The sequence below is a fragment of the Paenibacillus polysaccharolyticus genome (genome assembly GCF_900102085.1).
Classification (GTDB): domain Bacteria; phylum Bacillota; class Bacilli; order Paenibacillales; family Paenibacillaceae; genus Paenibacillus; species Paenibacillus polysaccharolyticus.
The window spans coordinates 75,574-91,631 of record NZ_FMVM01000016.1 but is presented as its reverse complement, the minus strand read 5'-3'; the positions used below and the strand labels follow the sequence as shown (position 1 = coordinate 91,631).

Here is a 16,058-nt window from a genome sequence, read left to right as displayed (position 1 = left end):
TGAATTATTGGATAGTTGACCCCGAAATGCAAACCAATTAATAGTTTCAGTAAATATAAACGGATACTTGCGATCATATTGGCGACCAAGTGATTGAATCGACCTTCACTCATCCGTTCTATGTGAAAGGTAAAGAATGGACGTTTGTCAATGATCTCAAGGTTGGAGACTTGCTTGTTCAGAGCCATGGGAATACGCTCAAGATAGACACCTAATGGGGGAGAAATTCATTGGGTGTATAATATTAAACTAGGCAGTATGATGATTTCAAATTTAAGGATAGGTAATTCCTAGAGAGGTACTTTATGAAAGTGAAATGTATATCTAATAAAAGTGATTCATTATCCACTAAGGCAGGTTACCCAATAAATTATCAATGTGAGTCATTAATTATTGGGGCAACATTTAATGTGTATTCGATCGGCCATTGGGATAATTACATGTTTTACTTATTGAAAGTTGATCATCAGGACCCCGATTTAAATCTTGACCCGGTATGGTTTCCGTATGAATGGTTCGAAGTTATTGATCAAAAAATTCCAAATTCTTGGTACTTCAATTTTATTGGTGAACCCAATCGCGAACAAATTTCAACGATCCTTGGCTATAAAGAAATCGCGTTTAATTTCGACCATCATGTGGGATTAATGGAGAGAGAAAAGTTCCACTTAGATTTATTTTACAAAATGAAAGCTGAAATTGATAACTAACGCTAAAACCGCGGGGATTAACACCCTCAAGGTTTTTCTCTCCCCGTTTAGTGCCAAGTAAATCGGCATGGCTAAGGGTTGCTAATCTTATTCATTCGCGATGGCGTGATGATCGCCCCGAAAGGCCTTTACTACATGAGGGCGCGCTAGTACAACCCGGAAATCCGCCGTTTCGTGAACCGTGATGTAGTAACGGGAACGATCAGCGCGGTGCAATCGCTGAACCGTTATGCATACGTAAACGGAAACCCTGTTTCGTACGTCGATCCTTTCGGCCTCAGCCGCGACGGCGATACGTCGTACCTGGTGCAAGGCGGCAGCTTCCTGCTCGACATCATTACAACAATATGTTTGGGATTGACTTAATGTTTTCGAAATTAAGGTCATTAATTTCTGAGATGCAATTAGCAAATAAGTTTAGTAAGGTAAGGTAGAGATTTCAACATTTGAATTTCTCTATGAATTGGAATTCTATGCTCTTGAAGAAGATGAAAAAATTAAATGTACAGTATGGACATTTGAGGCTACTAAAGCGGATGGAGTGATACAAAACTGCCAAAGGGGTTTTAGATTTAATGTTGCATTAAACTCTATTGAATTTACTGATAACCTTGACCAAGAGTTAAAACACATATTAAAGTAGAAAATTGGAAGAAGACCTTGAGGGGCAATACTTAAGGTCTTTCTTTTATTTCCATCCAGTGCCCAGTGAATCTACTGAATTTTTACTATGTGCAAAAAGGAATAAAAGTGAGGGTACAATCTTCGATCAAAATGTGATAATAGAGTGGGCTAAGTCCCATAATGTAGAATCTGCAGCATTAAGTTATTGCCTAAAGTGTAACCTCTTAGAATAGACATTGGAATAAACTCTGGTTTATCCGATGAAATTCTAGGGGGCATATGCTTTACTAGAAGTTAAGAGTTAGACGTGAATCTTTACGCAAATTTAAAGGAGCTTATAAACTAGATGATCAATCGGTATTCTTTAGTTGATGATGAGAGTGGTTTGACCATTGGGAAATCTTTGGATTTGATTGGGTTGACTGGAAACCGTATCGAGACCGTTGGTGATGAGGACTTTCATAAAGTAACATTAGTTCATTTTCGATATAACGATGAGTTTGTAGCACACTCTAAAGAGAAAAAAATTAGTGTTAACAATATAGAGATCACTATTCTTGATCACGAAGAGAAACCGATAGGATCATATTATTTTGTACTTAGAGAACCTCTTTCATATAATCGATTTACAGAATTTAATGAAGTTTTAACACAGTTTAAACTGGTTGGGGATTTGTCCCAAGTGGCAACAGAAGAGAGTCTGCTTATTTGGAATATGCGAAGAAAACCTCTAGCTAAAACGAACGAATGGGTGGGACTATCTCCAAAACAACGAATCGGATGGCTAGAAGTCGCCCGATTATATCGAGGAACCCAGCTTCATTCTCAGGAGCGGCAGAATGGCATATATCACATGGATGGGACTAACATTGAGGACTCCGCTTCTTTTTATTGTGCATTAGGTGAGGCAATTAACGGTCCAGGGGGATACTATGGATTTAACTTGGATAGTTTGTCCGACTGCTTTTGTGGTGGATTTGGAGCGATAGCACCATTCAGAATTGTTCTTCAAAATGTAGATCATGAAAGGTGTTCAAATGAGGGTTATTTTCAACAGTTAAAAGAAGTGCTAGCGGATGGAAGTGTAACGTTAGTCTTTAGTTGATCTTATAAGAATAAGAATCATGGGTAATCTGATCAATAATAGATAGTACATAAATAGGAAGGTAGTTCATGAATAATTACTATTTCTCATTCCACATAGATAAGAGCTCTGCTCAAAAAGCGATTCTGAGGAGGAATAGCGAATGAATATCAGAACGATGTTACCTAAAGACAAATTTGATGTCGAATCCGTAGAGAAACTTGCCAAACGGAGTAACGATGAACTGAGAGATATTTTACCCGAACTTATGGAGTGGTTGCAGGATGGGAATTGGCCGATTTCGAAGCCCGTGGAGGATTTGCTGTTAAGATTCGGAGACGAATTGATTCCTCATATTCAATATGTATTTCAAACAAGAGACTGTACTTGGGAGTATTTTATGCTGACTGGGCTAATCTCTCGATTACCTTTAGAATGTCTGCGTATGTTAAAACCTGATTTAGAAAGAATCATAGAATGTCCCACGGATAGCGAGATACTTGAGGAACTGGACGAAGTCATCATACCTATGCTGAACCAGTTATAGCCATGGAAATGGCACGTTTACCTGAAAATTGCGATTTGTTAAGGAGTTAACTACATATACTCAATTTATTTATTTAATTTCTAAAGGCCCTCAGACCTTAACTGCCTTTAACAGTAGGGTGAGGGCTTTTCTTCACATAGGTTAACTACAGTTATAGGGGAATCAACCTGCTAAAAAAATAGCATACATTCTGCTAACAACCGTTTCCTTAATCCACAATATTCCCTGCCATTTTCAGGCGACGTGCAATCTCCTTGAAGTCCTCGTGTGAGATGCCTGGTGCAAATTCTTCTTCCACCGCCGGAGCTTCAGGAATCGGAAAGCCTTGCGGAATGCCCTGAATGACCTCCAGAGGTTGTCCATCTTCGGGATGCGTGCCTTTCCAGATTTGGTCGATGGCATTGAAGTCTTTGTCACTGTAAGTGTACAGCTTAGTGTGTACGCCTTTTTCTTCGTATTTACGAGCCTCGTTGAAGGCTTTGTTATCCAGAGAAGGGATCGGAATCAGTTTGGTCACATTGACACCAGTCGCAATTTCAATGGCTTTAGCATAAGCCACCACGTGCACACCTCCACGCACGAGCAGGAAACCGACAACTTCGCGAGCCGCGGGATGATCGGTCATTTCGTATACTTTCATCTTGTGCGTACGGGCCCCACATTCGAGGAAGAAATTATGCAGCAAATCCTCTACCAGATTGCCACTGTTGAAGACATTGGCGCCTGTCCACGGATTGCCCATTGAATCAAAAGGCATCGCGCCTTGTGCACCTGCCAGAAAATGATACGATAGCCTTGCATCCTTGACGGAACCGAGCGGAGTCTGATCAGGTTCTTTATATTCGGTTGATCCTCGGAGACAATGGTTAATTCCATGGGATACCAGCTCAACGTGTCCTAATTCTTCGGCCGTAATACTCATGACGAGGTCGTAGAATGGTTTAAGTTTTTCTTTGGAGCGAAAATTAAAGGATTGGTAGAGGTAGTTGTTCAGTGTGGACATTTCTCCAAATTTACCACCAAGTAATTCCTGTATAGCTGCTGCTGCATTGGGATCAGGCTTTTCGACGTTGGGAATTTCAATCAAAATTTCATCCAGACGTTTGAACATACAGATATAACCTCCTCGAATATGGGGTGAAAATGGACTCGGGCGGACGTTGGATTCAGCTTGGTCAGTCAAAGCCCATTACACGGGATATGGATGTTTTAAACAGATTCACTATGAAATGGGTCTAAAGGGTCATGCACGTATCTGTCACGAATGCTTGAAGAACGTGTTGAATGGTTCACCGTTTGGTATTTCCATTTTCACAATTATTATGTACAATCAGACAAGTTGTTCAGAGTGTTGCGCTGATCTTTGGTCATGGATTCGAAGTAGAAAGGAAGGAATACATATGAGATTTAGATGGATACATATCGTATGTTCAATAGTGAGTTTAATGATGTTAACTTACATAAACAGTGCACATGTGGCGGCAAGCGGTGTAGGGAATGATGTTAAGGTGGATGAACAGACAAGGCAAATACTTATGGAGAAGTATGGTTTAGAGCCTACAGAAGAGTCCCAGGCAGAGCAGCATTTTCTTTCCGGGGATTGGGGGATGAGCTTCAGTAATACTTCCGAGGTAGATCCATTGGTTAAACTGATGCCAGTTGTTCCATTTTGGCTGTTGCCAGCGGTCTGGATTTTGCGAATCTGGGTGTAAAATGTAATCCGAACGGGCACGATATCAGCAAACACATTCTCCCAAGGAGTGAAATGCATGAGAGTGCTTATGATAACGATATTAACGCTTGTTCTAGGTTTCGCAGGCATCTCAACGACCATTTCGGCAGCAAGCAGCAACATTCCGGATTATGCGAAATGGGGCATCATCGCCGTGAAGGAAACCCAAACGAAGTACAATGTCGACATTCTGGATTACAAACATATCGGCCGTTCGTCGCTTAGCGCGAATCAGTCCAGAGAGCAGTTCAAGCTGTGGGTTCGAGCCAAAGACGGCAAGCAATTTGCTGTTTATGTTAATGTGGATTTTAATCCGAATACGCAACAGTTAAAAACAGTGCAATTTTCTGAATCAGATCGTCACTAATATTCGATCTTCACCTGAAGAACCAGACTTCCGTCTTGCCCGGAGTACGTCTGGTTTTTTATTTTTTCGAAATTCCTTTTTTTGTTATTGAATAAAGAACTTATGTTCGCATATAATAATGAATACAAACAGATGTTCTTATTGGAGGGATGATCATGCTAGGGAAGTATGTTGGCCAGATGGTGGAGCTTGTGTACATGGATCGTGCGGGACAGATTACGCAACGGCAGATTCGAATTAACAGCATGCGAGGCGGAGTAATTCGGGCATCTGATGGCATGGAAGGGGTACCCCGGACTTTTCTGGAGCAAAATATTCTGGCATGGCGCCCTGTAACGGATCGGAATCGGAAGGGAGAACTGAAGTATGCTGAACGACTTTGAACGTAAAATACTTCGTATTATTGTCAACTATGCAGGTCAGCAACGTCGAATTCCACGTATGGATGAACTGGAAACCAAGACAGGGCGCAACCCGGCGCACATTCGGGAGTCACTACAGGCGCTTGAACAGAACGGATATATCTCCTGGCCTCAACCATCTACGCTGGAAAATATACAGATTTTGCAGGCCTGGGAGCAGGAACCCAAGCCCGTACGAAAAGCACAACCTGCCGGCAATGCAGTAAAATATTTTACGGATTACTGATTCGTTGAGGGGCGAATAGTACGCCTAGGTGTAACAGACTTCTGCAGAAGTTACAGCAAAAACGCCAATCCATAAGGATTGGCGCTGTATGGTGAATACATTTATCAGAAATTCGGAAGCTGGTCAAGGTTGTTGGTCGGGTCGCCGTCGGCATCACCGCGAATATACATTTCTCCATCCTTGCCTTTGAATACATTCACACCAGCGATTGTTCCAGCCTTCACTTCGTTCAGAGCTTGCTGATAATCCAGAATACGGCCTGTCGATGTCTGGAAGGCGGTCAAGTCACCGTCACCATTCTTTTGTACTGCTGTGAACGTTTCGCGTGTTGTTTGATCCATCATGTCACACTCTCCTTCTATGACCAAATGGGAATAGGTTTACCATGTTAGCCTGTCCGAATTGGAGAGAAGTATGCATTCTTTACAACATTCCACATTCCGAGAATAGCTGTGTAATGTATGTAGTGCCTGTGTTGTGGAGTTGTTCTGCTGGACTACAGGCTTTTTCTCATACGGACATGTAGGATATCGGCATCGTAAAAAGGTTCTTCCGAAATCAATTCATAACCGAGTTTATCGTAAAATTTCTGCGCCTGACACTGGGCATCCAGGAGCGAATAGGTTAATCCAAGCTCACGAGCAAGCTCCTCCATCGCTAACAGGAGCACACGTCCATACCCGAACGAGCGGTAGGACTCCAGTACAGCAATTCGCTGCATTTTGGCCGTATCTTTGCTGTAATAGATGAGACGCCCTGTGGCAACAGCCTGACCATCGGTATGAAGCAATACATGATGCACATCAGGACTGATAACATCGTATTGATCTATTTCGAGTTCTTCGGGCACTTGTTGCTCAATGACAAAAACCTGACGGCGAATCCCAAGTGCTTGCTTCAATTCTTCTTCTGTCGTGACATAACTAATTTCTGCTGCCAAATTCGATTCCTTCTTTCTGCTCCATGCGCACAAGTTCAGACTGCATTATACAAAAAAATGCTTTTCCTGTATAGTTAAGTTTGGTACATATTGGGACTTTGGAGGAGGAGGAGAGTCATGGGAATGGCGGCTATTATGACCATTACATTGCTTATGTCGGCGGGCATGATCGCTTTGTTATATTATGTGACCAAGAAGGCATACTCACGCAAATGGGATGAAGAAGAGTGAGTATATACTTCTGATAGGTACGGTCAGGGACATGGCTGATCGGAGATTGAACTGACATTAAATATATTGATACAAGTGGATAAATGTTTCTGGTCATGGCTCTAGATTTGACTCTGCCATTTAAGGCAATAACTCACTGTTTCCCTTAGGGGAGTATACCTCCTGATTTACGGATTTGGAGTAGACGTCCATCCAGACAGGCAGCGATTCATTTTGTTGATTCGGTTGGTGCAATTGCTGAAATTGTACCGTATGCTCGTCCCGTTCCAGCCTGCAACCAGTCAAGGAACAGGCGAGAAGGATCAAAACAGCAATATGAGTAACAGTGAGCTTCCTGTATTTATTATGGTGTTTATTGTTAAGGCGTGTATTGAGCGTTTGGTTCGTATTTTCATTCATCATCACTTACATTCTCCTCATGCAAAATATCGTAATCTTTCCATTATTGTGCTCCAATAAGGATGATTTAAAACCAATTTAATGATTGACAATGAACGCGTTTACTTGGTATGATACTTTTACTTCATAGAAGTTTGATTTATTTATGAGGCGGTAAATTGAATCAATAATTGTAACTGTATAATCTAGTTAATGAAGGGCGATAGCTCAGCGGGAGAGCATTATCTTGACAGGGTAAGGGTCGTGGGTTCGATCCCCACTCGTCCTATACATAAAACAATATTCCACAACTGAGACAGCCCCTAAATGGCTGTTTTTTGCTGTGTCTTAATTTAAATGAAAAACTATTATTTAGAAAGCTAACTGAATATGGTACGAACCAGAAGACTACCTACAAAAATATGGGGTGGTCTTTAATATATTTTATTGATTTAATGCTATAATCGAAGTACTAGTTAATTGTAAAAGCAGTTATAGAGAGTTCTGAATATACAACAGAAAAAAGATATGGTGGTGAATTAATTGAAGCAAATTAAACGGGTTGCAACCCTATATCGTGTATCTACAAAAGGACAGTTGGATGGAAATGATATACCAATGCAGCAGCGAGCTTGTAGAAGAATGATTGAAAAGCAGGAGGAGTGGAAGTTAGTAAAAGAATATTCTGAAAGAGGAGTCTCAGGTTTCAAAGTATCTGCTTCCAACCGAGATGTAATTAAACAGGCTAAAGATGACGCTGAAAATGGATTATTCGATGTACTGCTAGTATTCATGTTTGATAGATTAGGTAGAAAAGATGATGAGACACCATTTGTACTTGAGTGGTTTGTAAACAGAGGAATTGAAATGTGGTCTGTAATAGAAGGGCAACAAAAAATTGAAGTAAATACAGATAGGGTGATTAACTATCTTAGATTCTGGCAGTCGAGCGGAGAAAGTAAAAGAACTTCTAATCGCGTGAACGAAAAGCATATGCAAATGGTGGAAGATGGCATATTTAGAGGTGGCGGTATACCATATGGGTATAGAAGTGTTGATTCCGGCAAATTTAATAAAAAGGGCAAGGTGTTGCTTAAATTAGTAATACATGAAGAAGAGTCTTTGGTTGTGCAAAGGATGTTCCGACTGGTTCTAGACGAAGGATACGGACAACTAAGGATAGCTAAATTGTTGAACGAAGAGAATATTCCCACAAGAAAGGCTAAACATTGGGGTGCGGCTACTGTGAATGTCATACTTAAAAACCCTATCTATAAAGGAATAATGAGATATAGGAAAGGATCGGGAGACGCCGTATTCTCTGAACCTATTCCTGAATTAATGATAATATCCGAAGAAGAGTGGAATTCAGCTCAAGATATTAGAGAAAAAAAGAATCCCAAAAGTAAGCAAAACAATGATAGTTCTGTGCCGATGAGCACAAAAGGAAGTTTACTTCTAACTGGAATAGCGAGATGCGGGTGTTGTAACTCAAGGCTAACTTCAACAACATTTGTGAATAAATATAAGGCTGCTAATGGAGAAATACTTAGATACAATCAAAATAAAAGCTATCGGTGCACCGGAAAATTACAAGGGAAAACCGATTGTAGTGGTCAAGCTACTTTCTCTTCTAAGATGGTTGAGAGACAAGTAATGAAGCAAGTAAATAGTCACTTAAATCAACTCGGAACAATAGATTTTAGTTCGGAAATGGATTTAATCAAAAACAAAATATCAAATGAGGAAGAGAAAAAAATTAAGAAGCTGCAGTCTATACTTGAAGAACATTATAATGAGCTATCCATTCTTAACGCCGAAGTCCCAAAATCAATTATGGGCAAAAGCGCCTTCAAACCAAAGATGCTTAATGATCTTATCGAGAAGAAGGAATTGGAGATTACTCAAACTACCAAAGAGATGAATGAAACTGAAAGAATACTATCCTCTAAAAAGATTGAATTGTCTGAACTGGAAAAATTAATGGAGTATATTCCGGTTTGGCAAGATGTTTTTGATGAAGCGTCAACGGAAAAGAAGAAAATGATGTTAAGTACGATGATTGATGTTGTTTACGTCAGCAAAGAGAAAATTTCAGTAGAGATCAAGGTTAGACTTAAAGAGTTTTTGGGACATTTATCGAGTGAAAGTAAATATTCAGGGAGTTGACACAGGTGAGGGGGAGTGCACTACTGATTATAGTGAGAAGTCTTGCATAGCAGGACTTCTTTTTTTATTTTTAAACAAAATTTAAACCAAACCTAAATTCAATGTAAGATTGATCTTTTATTGTTGTAGTAAGCAAACAACATACAACAGAGGAGAGAGAAAATGCACGCTTCCAAAACCCAATCTACTAACAAAAACGTGATTAAAAAGGCCATATTAAGCACAATGGTACTGGCGCTCACAACATCCTCATTTATCCACACCACGTATGCCACCTCTTCGAAGGGGGAGAGCTTGGCTGCGAGTTCTGAGACAACGCAGAAAGCGTTCCAGATGCAACAAGCTTTTCGCATGCGCTCACAACAAGCCATGTCTCAAGATCAATCCCCGATTCAGTACCAGATCAAAGCACGTCTGGACGAAAAAGACATGACAATACAGGGTAGCCAGACGGTGACCTACCTGAATACGAGCAAAGATACCCTTCAAGAGTTGGTCATGCATACCTATGCAGATTCGAATCGATCCAAAGCAACACAAACAATTATGTATACAGACCAGAATGAGCAAATAGCCAAAGAACACCCGGAGAAGAAAGCGTCAGATTTTTTGGGCGGGATGGATATTGTGGAAGTGACGCAGCAAGGAGAGAAGCTTCTTTTTGATAAGAAAGATCAGGCATTACGCGTACAATTGAAGGCACCTTTGCAACCGGGTCAGTCTATTACCTTCCAAGTGGATTATCGGCTCGACATTCCTTATGGCATGCAACGAATATCGTATTACAAGGATCAGGTCAACGGAGCACACTGGTTTCCTGTGATGTCTGTGTATGACGAGACTACACATCTATGGAATATGGCACCGTATAGCACTTCATTCGAGAGTGATTACTATACCTCGTCCGATTTCGATGTTGAGTTCAATGTGCCTAAGTCATACCAGGTGGTTATGCCGGGAGATATCACTTCCAAAGACAGTGCTGAACAAGGGCGGAAAGTGGTTACAGCGCGCGCAGCGAACACCAGAGAATTTGCTTTTTTTGCTGGCGCCAACTTAAAGGTAGAACGTGAGACGCGTGATGGTCTAACCGTGGAATATTTTTATTCGGGTGATGATCTTGCCAAAAAAGCTGCGGTGGACAAATACATTGATTATGCATTTAAAGTCATAGCGTTCTACAGCGAGAAATATGGTAAATATCCATATCCCGAATTTCGTGTCATTGAAACTTATGTGGATGGCTTTGGCGTAGAATATTCAAGATTAATACAGATGCCGGAGCGTCCTGCGGAGTTATCTCCTGAAGAGGATACCACGTTTATACATGAGATTGCACATCAGTGGTTCCATGCTTTAATCGGGAACAACTCAGAAACGGAATCCTTTTTGGATGAAGGTTTTGCCGATTTCTCCACGGTGTATTTTTTAGAAAAGCAGGGCAATAAGCTGGGAGGGTTCAGATCTATTCAGCTTGATCCTTCACCTATTGATCTACCCATTGCTTCTACGAATGAACAAGTAGGAGACATGGCTAATTATGTATTTTATCAAAAAGGACGTCAGGCCATTTATCAATTATACCGCTCTGTTGGTGAACCCAAATTTGATTCGTTTATGAAGGAATACTTCCATCGCTTTGTCTATCAAAACGCTACAATCGATGGATTACTTGATACCATTGAGGATGTGCTTGGCAAAGAACAGCGTCAGGACATGGAAAAAGCTTTAATGGAGCCAGGGTTTGAGCTTAAGCAGGAATATCAAATGTCGGAGAAGGAACTTGCAGCATATATGCATGATGCCTATCAGCCCCAGTATGAAGCAGTGGTGAATAACATTCCAAATCTGCCTTACGAAGTGATGATTCGTTTAATGGAAAAGTCCTTTCGAGGGGAGCCATTAACCATTGTACTTGGAGATCAGGTGAGCAAAGAAGCAGCAAAACAACAGGAACAAGCGACCAGCAAGTTAACTCAGATTTTTGATGTATTTGGCATGAAGTACGATGTAGTTCGGGATCGAAAACAGTTGAAGCAGAAGCTGAAACGTGAGATTGGAAGCAGTAACCTCATTCTTGTTGGTGATGCAAAGTCGAATGGTATGGTCCAAGCTTTGAAAAACAACATTAATATTCGGGCAAAGGGTATCGGTTTGGACTGGAAAGAGGCTATGAACGCATCTGGACACTCCGGAGCATATGTTATTAAACATCCATACAATCAAAATCGTCTTATGATTCATTACTATTGGAACGGCGACCATCTCAGTACCAAGGCATCAGCGTCCTTTATGGAGAAGATTCTGGAATCTCTAACGCTCTCTAATGACATTTACCAATCCTATGAGCTGGATGGCAACGGTAAATTGAAAGACAGCAAAAAAGTCGAATGATGCATTTAGCCACCATAAAGTAGAAGCAAAAAAGAAATGTTTATAAAGAGTCGCCTAGAAGGTGGCTCTTTTTGCTTGTTCAGTTCCATTTAAGGTTTCTCTTTTAAACTTCTTTGTAGCAGGAATATAAAAGAGAACTAAAGGTGGGAAATGATATGATAAATAACAAATGGCGAAATGTTATGACAACTACAGTGATTGCTTCGATGTTATTAGCGGCTTGCAGCAATGAGAGTGGAGCTCTGCAAACAACAACGACTACGACTACAACTACAGAGAACCAATCCACACAAGATCAGACAAAAACGGTGGATTACGCACAAAACTTTAATAAAACGGAAGTGATGTCTTTCTCGATTGATGTAGATGAGGATGCCTGGCAGGAAATGCTGGACACGGCAACAGAGGAAAACTATATCAAGGCCAATGTAACGATCAATGGAACAACCATAGAAAATGTAGGTATACGAGCCAAAGGAAACTCCAGTTTGAGGCAAGTGGCACAGGACGATTCAACCGATCGGTATAGTTTCAAAATCAAGTTTGACAAATACGTCAAAGGTCAGACCTGGAATGGTCTTGATAAAATGGTCGTAAATAATATGATTTCCGACGCCAGTTATATGAAAGAGTATCTCAGCTATGACATCATGAGTTATATCGGAGTTGATGCACCGCTGTTTTCTTTTGCCAACATTAACGTAAACGGAAAGGCGTGGGGCTTATATTTGGCTGTTGAAGACATAGACAGCGGATATCTGGCACGAGCGAAGAATGGCGAAGGAGAAATCTACAAACCCAATAACGATGGCAATATGGGAGCGGACGGAATGGGAAACCCAATGGGAATGGGGAACCCGCCAGCAGAAGGGGAAGCCTTCGGGATGGGAGACCGTCAGTCTCCTGAAGGCATGGGGCCACCAAGCGATCAAGGTGAAGGAACAGGCGATGCCAAATCTCAGACTGCCAACACTGGCGGAGAGGGTGGTCGGGGGTTCGGCAGAGGCGGTGGAATGAATGGTGGCACGAACGGCGTATCCTTAGTGTACACGGATGATAAAGTGTCCAGTTATTCTGGCATTTTTGATAATGCAAGGACCAAAACGACGGAAGAAGATGAACAACGTGTGATTGAAGCACTCAAAAACTTGAATGCGGGCACCGATCTTGAGAAATATGTAGATGTGGATGCTGTGCTCAAATATTTTGCAGCTCATAATATGGTGGTTAACATGGATAGTTACACATCCAATATGGGGCATAACTATTATTTATATGAGAATAACGGCAAGATCAGTATGTTGCCTTGGGACTACAATATGGCTTTTGGTGGATTCCAGGCAGGTTCCGCATCCGATGTGGTCAATCTTGCCATTGATACACCGTTATCGGGCGTAACGATGGAAGAACGGCCGATTCTAAGCAAGTTGCTGGAGGTTCCTGAGTACAAAGCGAAGTATCATGAATACTTGCAACAAATCGTGGACGGTTATTTTGCCAACGGAAAATTTGAGCAAACGGTAGAGACGTTAAACAATCTGATTACGGATTACGTTAAAAATGATGCTACAGCGTTCGTGACATATGACAAGTATAAAGAAGCTGTTGCTGAATTGACTAAATTAGGAACACTGCGTGCCGAGAGCATTCAAGGACAGCTTGATGGAACGATCCCTTCCACTACAGAAGGGCAAAAAGCGAGTGCGGATAAGCTGATCGATGCATCTTCCGTTGACCTAAACAAATTGGGAGATGGTCTCAAAGGAAACGGCATGAGGGGTGGATTCGGAGGCCCAGGGTTCAATCGTAATTCCGGAAATCAAAATCAACAGAGTGAAAAAACGGAGCAATCTGATACATCAAAATCGGATACATCCCAATAAACTCAGATGTCATTCCGTTTTCCATTGCTAGGTATTTGAGATTACACGAATGTTTGTGCTTTGGTTTTGCCTTAAAATAATATAGAGAGCTACCTTACAAGGTCGCTCTTTTTTTATAGAAAAAAACTATTTACAAAGCAAATTAAATTGTGTACAATCAATTTGTAAACAAGTTAAAAGAAAACATGTTCAAAACATATAACAAAAACTTAAATCGGAAGAGGAGAATTTTAATATGAAAACACTATATGAAACGACAGTTATTAATACAGGTGGACGCCAAGGGATCGTACAATCCCCGGATAACGTATTTATGATGGATGTAGCCACACCCCCTGAACTTGGAGGTCAAGTCACAACAGCGACTAACCCGGAGCAATTGTTTGCAGCAGGATACAGTGCATGTTTTAACTCTGCGTTGGAATTTCAATTGAAAAAGCACAATGTAACGATTGAACGCAGCACAGTATCTGCAACCGTTGCCTTGGTAGCGGACCCGGCAGATGGTGGTGTAAAGCTGGATGTGGAGCTAGAAGTGAAAATTCTCGGCCTGGATGAAGAAACGGCTCAAAAATTTGTGAAACTTGCTCATGAATATTGCCCTTATTCCAAAGCGATCAAAGGTAATGTTAACGTTAAAGTAGAGCAGGCGTAAGCAGACGGGTTTCGTAACGTTTCCTTTAGAATAAAATAAATGCAATAGACAAAAACCTCCGAAGACTCGGAGGTTTTTTTGCCTTAGCAGCGTCATGAGGAGAAATCACAGCAACTCATCTCTGGTGGAGGAAGAAGTATTTGGTGGGAGATCAGCAATTGGCTGATTCTCGGTGGTATTTTGTTCGTTATCTTTTTAGTATTTAAATACGTTTTCTAAGGAAGGCACACAATTGGGCGTTTCCCCATATGATGCACTATTCATTCAGCATTATGGGAAATGGGGAATCCGTGATGGCAAAGGCAAAAGGAAAGAAAGCTCCCGCGTTAAAAAGTGACAAGATGCGTGTATCCATGAAGCTGGTCACATCCGATGTATGTGAACGCTGCAAGACACCTTGTTTGCGCGGGACGGAATATGCTGCACGTATGAGAGAAGGCGGGGCGGTTGGCAAAGGGGTTCCCTGTATCCTCACTCGCCACGTATCTTCATGATACTTCGTCTAATGACGTAGATATAATATGCGACGCCATAGGTTATCCTAAAAAAAGGATAGCCTTTTTTTGTGTTTACCAGAGCGTGGTAAATATTTTGGATAAAAAATGAAAAATGATGAAAAACAGCGCAACTTTGTGGAGCCGTTCGCAGTATAAATCTACAAACAAGCTAACAGCAAGGGAGGGTATATTGACGGGATGAAATGGAAAAGAGTGCTGCTGTGTGTCATGGTATTCTCCTTGCTGGGCGGGTCTTTATTATTTGCGGACTCTGTGAACGAGAAGATTCGTGTGCTCATTAACGGCAAGGAAGCGTCTGACGGTGGTTATTTAATTGATGGGACGACTTATGTACCTGTTAGAGAGGCTGGAGGCATTACTCGGTGGGATAATAGTAACAAGCGAGTAACGGTGATCAAGCCGAACGTACATATTTTTCTGTTCAAGGGAGACACTGTGTTTGGGAACGTCAATGTGGGCAAATTGAAATTTAATGTGTTCTCTCAGGTAGATAGTCTCACAACCGATGTGGCTGCCGTGAAAGTTACCATAACGGACCCGAGCGGTCAGGTAAAGGATATTCAGGCACAGGATCTCGCTACGCAGAAGGACAACTTCTGGTTCCGAACGTATGATTTCACTTATGATTTTAGTCGTGCTGGCAAATATCAAGTCGGTTTTCATATTAAAGAAAATGCAAATAGCAACTATGTTCTGGTCGCCGAAAAAATCATTACAGCCTTGAATGATTAAAGGCGAATAGACGCTATCCTTCTAAATTGACCTAGCTCTGTGAACATGTTACGATATGCAAGGTTACACATTTTCTATTAATGAAGCGAGGTATTACAATGAGCGATCACAAACACGAGCATGGAGATAATTGCGGTTGCGGTCACGACCATGATCACGATCATGAACACGAAGAGATCCTTCTCACATTGACTGATGAGAACGGACAAGACGTGGAAATGGTTTTGGTAGAAACATTTGACGTGCAAGATCACGTTTATGCACTTCTGCTGGAACGCAACAATCCTGAAGCTGACGGCATCATCCTGCGTATGGAAGAAGAAGACGAGGAAATGGTGCTCTACAATATTGAAGATGAAGCAGAGTGGAACCGTGTTGAAGCAGCATACAACGAACTGGTTGCTTCCCAAGAATAGTCAATCTTTTGGAATATAACATGAAGGCTC

General features: G+C 41.4%; 20 protein-coding genes and 1 tRNA gene. 17 read left to right on the top strand and 4 right to left on the bottom strand.

Annotated elements, in window-relative coordinates:
* Positions 1-77: 77 nt before the first annotated feature.
* The 5 genes from BLQ13_RS29215 (at position 78) to BLQ13_RS21305 (ending at position 2,965) form a co-directional block, all read left to right on the top strand.
* Complete coding sequence (locus BLQ13_RS29215; protein ID WP_090923699.1) at positions 78-215, top strand: polymorphic toxin-type HINT domain-containing protein; 138 nt, start codon at positions 78-80, stop codon at positions 213-215.
* Positions 216-305: 90 nt separating this feature from the next.
* On the top strand, positions 306-710 hold the full coding sequence (locus BLQ13_RS21320; protein WP_090923698.1) for a hypothetical protein: 405 nt from the start codon (positions 306-308) through the stop codon (positions 708-710).
* A gap of 162 nt (positions 711-872) precedes the next feature.
* On the top strand, positions 873-1,076 hold the full coding sequence (locus BLQ13_RS29210; RefSeq protein ID WP_090923697.1) for an RHS repeat-associated core domain-containing protein: 204 nt from the start codon (positions 873-875) through the stop codon (positions 1,074-1,076).
* A 604-nt stretch (positions 1,077-1,680) separates the two neighbouring features.
* Positions 1,681-2,439: a barstar family protein gene (locus BLQ13_RS21310; protein ID WP_090923696.1), complete on the top strand. Its 759-nt coding sequence runs from the start codon at positions 1,681-1,683 to the stop codon at positions 2,437-2,439.
* A 142-nt stretch (positions 2,440-2,581) separates the two neighbouring features.
* Positions 2,582-2,965 carry a DUF5071 domain-containing protein gene (locus tag BLQ13_RS21305; RefSeq protein ID WP_090923695.1) on the top strand — a complete coding sequence of 128 codons (384 nt, stop codon included), beginning with the start codon at positions 2,582-2,584 and terminating at the stop codon, positions 2,963-2,965.
* Between the two features lie 208 nt (positions 2,966-3,173).
* On the opposite strand, the gene BLQ13_RS21300 is transcribed toward BLQ13_RS21305, so the two are convergent.
* On the bottom strand, positions 3,174-4,076 hold the full coding sequence (locus BLQ13_RS21300) for a manganese catalase family protein (RefSeq protein WP_090923694.1): 903 nt from the start codon (positions 4,074-4,076) through the stop codon (positions 3,174-3,176).
* 289 nt (positions 4,077-4,365) lie between these two features.
* Between BLQ13_RS21300 and BLQ13_RS21295 the strand changes: the two genes are divergently transcribed.
* The 4 genes from BLQ13_RS21295 to BLQ13_RS21280 all read left to right on the top strand — a co-directional run bounded on the left by BLQ13_RS21295 (position 4,366) and on the right by BLQ13_RS21280 (position 5,712).
* Complete coding sequence (locus BLQ13_RS21295; protein WP_090923693.1) at positions 4,366-4,677, top strand: hypothetical protein; 312 nt, start codon at positions 4,366-4,368, stop codon at positions 4,675-4,677.
* A 57-nt stretch (positions 4,678-4,734) separates the two neighbouring features.
* Positions 4,735-5,064, top strand: a complete 330-nt coding sequence (locus BLQ13_RS21290; RefSeq protein ID WP_090923692.1) for a DUF3889 domain-containing protein — start codon at positions 4,735-4,737, stop codon at positions 5,062-5,064.
* A gap of 155 nt (positions 5,065-5,219) precedes the next feature.
* Entirely contained in the window at positions 5,220-5,447 is a 228-nt protein-coding gene (locus BLQ13_RS21285; protein ID WP_090923691.1) for a hypothetical protein, read from the top strand.
* Positions 5,431-5,712 carry a LexA family transcriptional regulator gene (locus tag BLQ13_RS21280; protein WP_090923690.1) on the top strand — a complete coding sequence of 94 codons (282 nt, stop codon included), beginning with the start codon at positions 5,431-5,433 and terminating at the stop codon, positions 5,710-5,712. Before BLQ13_RS21285 ends, BLQ13_RS21280 begins: the two co-directional genes overlap by 17 nt.
* A gap of 104 nt (positions 5,713-5,816) precedes the next feature.
* Here BLQ13_RS21280 and BLQ13_RS21275 read toward each other — a convergent pair whose 3' ends face one another.
* The 3 genes from BLQ13_RS21275 to BLQ13_RS28360 form a co-directional block, all read right to left on the bottom strand.
* Complete coding sequence (locus tag BLQ13_RS21275; protein WP_090923789.1) at positions 5,817-6,053, bottom strand: DUF3892 domain-containing protein; 237 nt, start codon at positions 6,051-6,053, stop codon at positions 5,817-5,819.
* Positions 6,054-6,208: 155 nt separating this feature from the next.
* Positions 6,209-6,652, bottom strand: a complete 444-nt coding sequence (locus BLQ13_RS21270) for a GNAT family N-acetyltransferase (protein ID WP_090923689.1) — start codon at positions 6,650-6,652, stop codon at positions 6,209-6,211.
* A 351-nt stretch (positions 6,653-7,003) separates the two neighbouring features.
* Positions 7,004-7,285, bottom strand: a complete 282-nt coding sequence (locus BLQ13_RS28360; RefSeq protein ID WP_139168933.1) for a hypothetical protein — start codon at positions 7,283-7,285, stop codon at positions 7,004-7,006.
* A 193-nt stretch (positions 7,286-7,478) separates the two neighbouring features.
* On the opposite strand from BLQ13_RS28360, the gene BLQ13_RS21260 reads away from it, so the two are divergent.
* The 8 genes from BLQ13_RS21260 to BLQ13_RS21225 all read left to right on the top strand — a co-directional run bounded on the left by BLQ13_RS21260 (position 7,479) and on the right by BLQ13_RS21225 (position 16,028).
* Positions 7,479-7,550: transfer RNA gene (locus BLQ13_RS21260), tRNA-Val, on the top strand.
* Positions 7,551-7,804: 254 nt separating this feature from the next.
* Positions 7,805-9,430 carry a recombinase family protein gene (locus tag BLQ13_RS21255; protein WP_090923687.1) on the top strand — a complete coding sequence of 542 codons (1,626 nt, stop codon included), beginning with the start codon at positions 7,805-7,807 and terminating at the stop codon, positions 9,428-9,430.
* Between the two features lie 162 nt (positions 9,431-9,592).
* Positions 9,593-11,824 carry a M1 family metallopeptidase gene (locus BLQ13_RS21250; protein ID WP_244159406.1) on the top strand — a complete coding sequence of 744 codons (2,232 nt, stop codon included), beginning with the start codon at positions 9,593-9,595 and terminating at the stop codon, positions 11,822-11,824.
* Positions 11,825-11,979: 155 nt separating this feature from the next.
* Positions 11,980-13,707, top strand: coding sequence for a CotH kinase family protein (locus BLQ13_RS21245; protein WP_208606814.1), 1,728 nt, complete (start codon positions 11,980-11,982; stop codon positions 13,705-13,707).
* A gap of 235 nt (positions 13,708-13,942) precedes the next feature.
* A complete protein-coding gene (locus BLQ13_RS21240; protein WP_090923686.1) occupies positions 13,943-14,362 on the top strand; it encodes an organic hydroperoxide resistance protein in 420 nt (139 codons plus the stop codon).
* 293 nt (positions 14,363-14,655) lie between these two features.
* Positions 14,656-14,856, top strand: a complete 201-nt coding sequence (locus BLQ13_RS21235; protein ID WP_090923786.1) for a hypothetical protein — start codon at positions 14,656-14,658, stop codon at positions 14,854-14,856.
* A gap of 201 nt (positions 14,857-15,057) precedes the next feature.
* Positions 15,058-15,612, top strand: coding sequence for a copper amine oxidase (locus BLQ13_RS21230; RefSeq protein WP_090923685.1), 555 nt, complete (start codon positions 15,058-15,060; stop codon positions 15,610-15,612).
* A gap of 98 nt (positions 15,613-15,710) precedes the next feature.
* Positions 15,711-16,028 (top strand): DUF1292 domain-containing protein, encoded by a 318-nt coding sequence (locus tag BLQ13_RS21225; RefSeq protein WP_090923684.1) that lies wholly within the window; start codon positions 15,711-15,713, stop codon positions 16,026-16,028.
* The last annotated feature ends 30 nt before the right edge of the window (positions 16,029-16,058 follow it).

Coding starts and splice junctions, on each gene's coding strand:
- BLQ13_RS21320 (WP_090923698.1), top strand. CDS start 306: ATGAAAGTGAAATGTATATCTAATAAAAGTGATTCATTATCCACTAAG.
- BLQ13_RS21310 (WP_090923696.1), top strand. CDS start 1,681: ATGATCAATCGGTATTCTTTAGTTGATGATGAGAGTGGTTTGACCATT.
- BLQ13_RS21305 (WP_090923695.1), top strand. CDS start 2,582: ATGAATATCAGAACGATGTTACCTAAAGACAAATTTGATGTCGAATCC.
- BLQ13_RS21300 (WP_090923694.1), bottom strand. CDS start 4,076: ATGTTCAAACGTCTGGATGAAATTTTGATTGAAATTCCCAACGTCGAA.
- BLQ13_RS21295 (WP_090923693.1), top strand. CDS start 4,366: ATGAGATTTAGATGGATACATATCGTATGTTCAATAGTGAGTTTAATG.
- BLQ13_RS21290 (WP_090923692.1), top strand. CDS start 4,735: ATGAGAGTGCTTATGATAACGATATTAACGCTTGTTCTAGGTTTCGCA.
- BLQ13_RS21285 (WP_090923691.1), top strand. CDS start 5,220: ATGCTAGGGAAGTATGTTGGCCAGATGGTGGAGCTTGTGTACATGGAT.
- BLQ13_RS21280 (WP_090923690.1), top strand. CDS start 5,431: ATGCTGAACGACTTTGAACGTAAAATACTTCGTATTATTGTCAACTAT.
- BLQ13_RS21275 (WP_090923789.1), bottom strand. CDS start 6,053: ATGGATCAAACAACACGCGAAACGTTCACAGCAGTACAAAAGAATGGT.
- BLQ13_RS28360 (WP_139168933.1), bottom strand. CDS start 7,285: ATGATGAATGAAAATACGAACCAAACGCTCAATACACGCCTTAACAAT.
- BLQ13_RS21250 (WP_244159406.1), top strand. CDS start 9,593: ATGCACGCTTCCAAAACCCAATCTACTAACAAAAACGTGATTAAAAAG.
- BLQ13_RS21245 (WP_208606814.1), top strand. CDS start 11,980: ATGATAAATAACAAATGGCGAAATGTTATGACAACTACAGTGATTGCT.
- BLQ13_RS21240 (WP_090923686.1), top strand. CDS start 13,943: ATGAAAACACTATATGAAACGACAGTTATTAATACAGGTGGACGCCAA.
- BLQ13_RS21235 (WP_090923786.1), top strand. CDS start 14,656: ATGGCAAAGGCAAAAGGAAAGAAAGCTCCCGCGTTAAAAAGTGACAAG.
- BLQ13_RS21230 (WP_090923685.1), top strand. CDS start 15,058: ATGAAATGGAAAAGAGTGCTGCTGTGTGTCATGGTATTCTCCTTGCTG.
- BLQ13_RS21225 (WP_090923684.1), top strand. CDS start 15,711: ATGAGCGATCACAAACACGAGCATGGAGATAATTGCGGTTGCGGTCAC.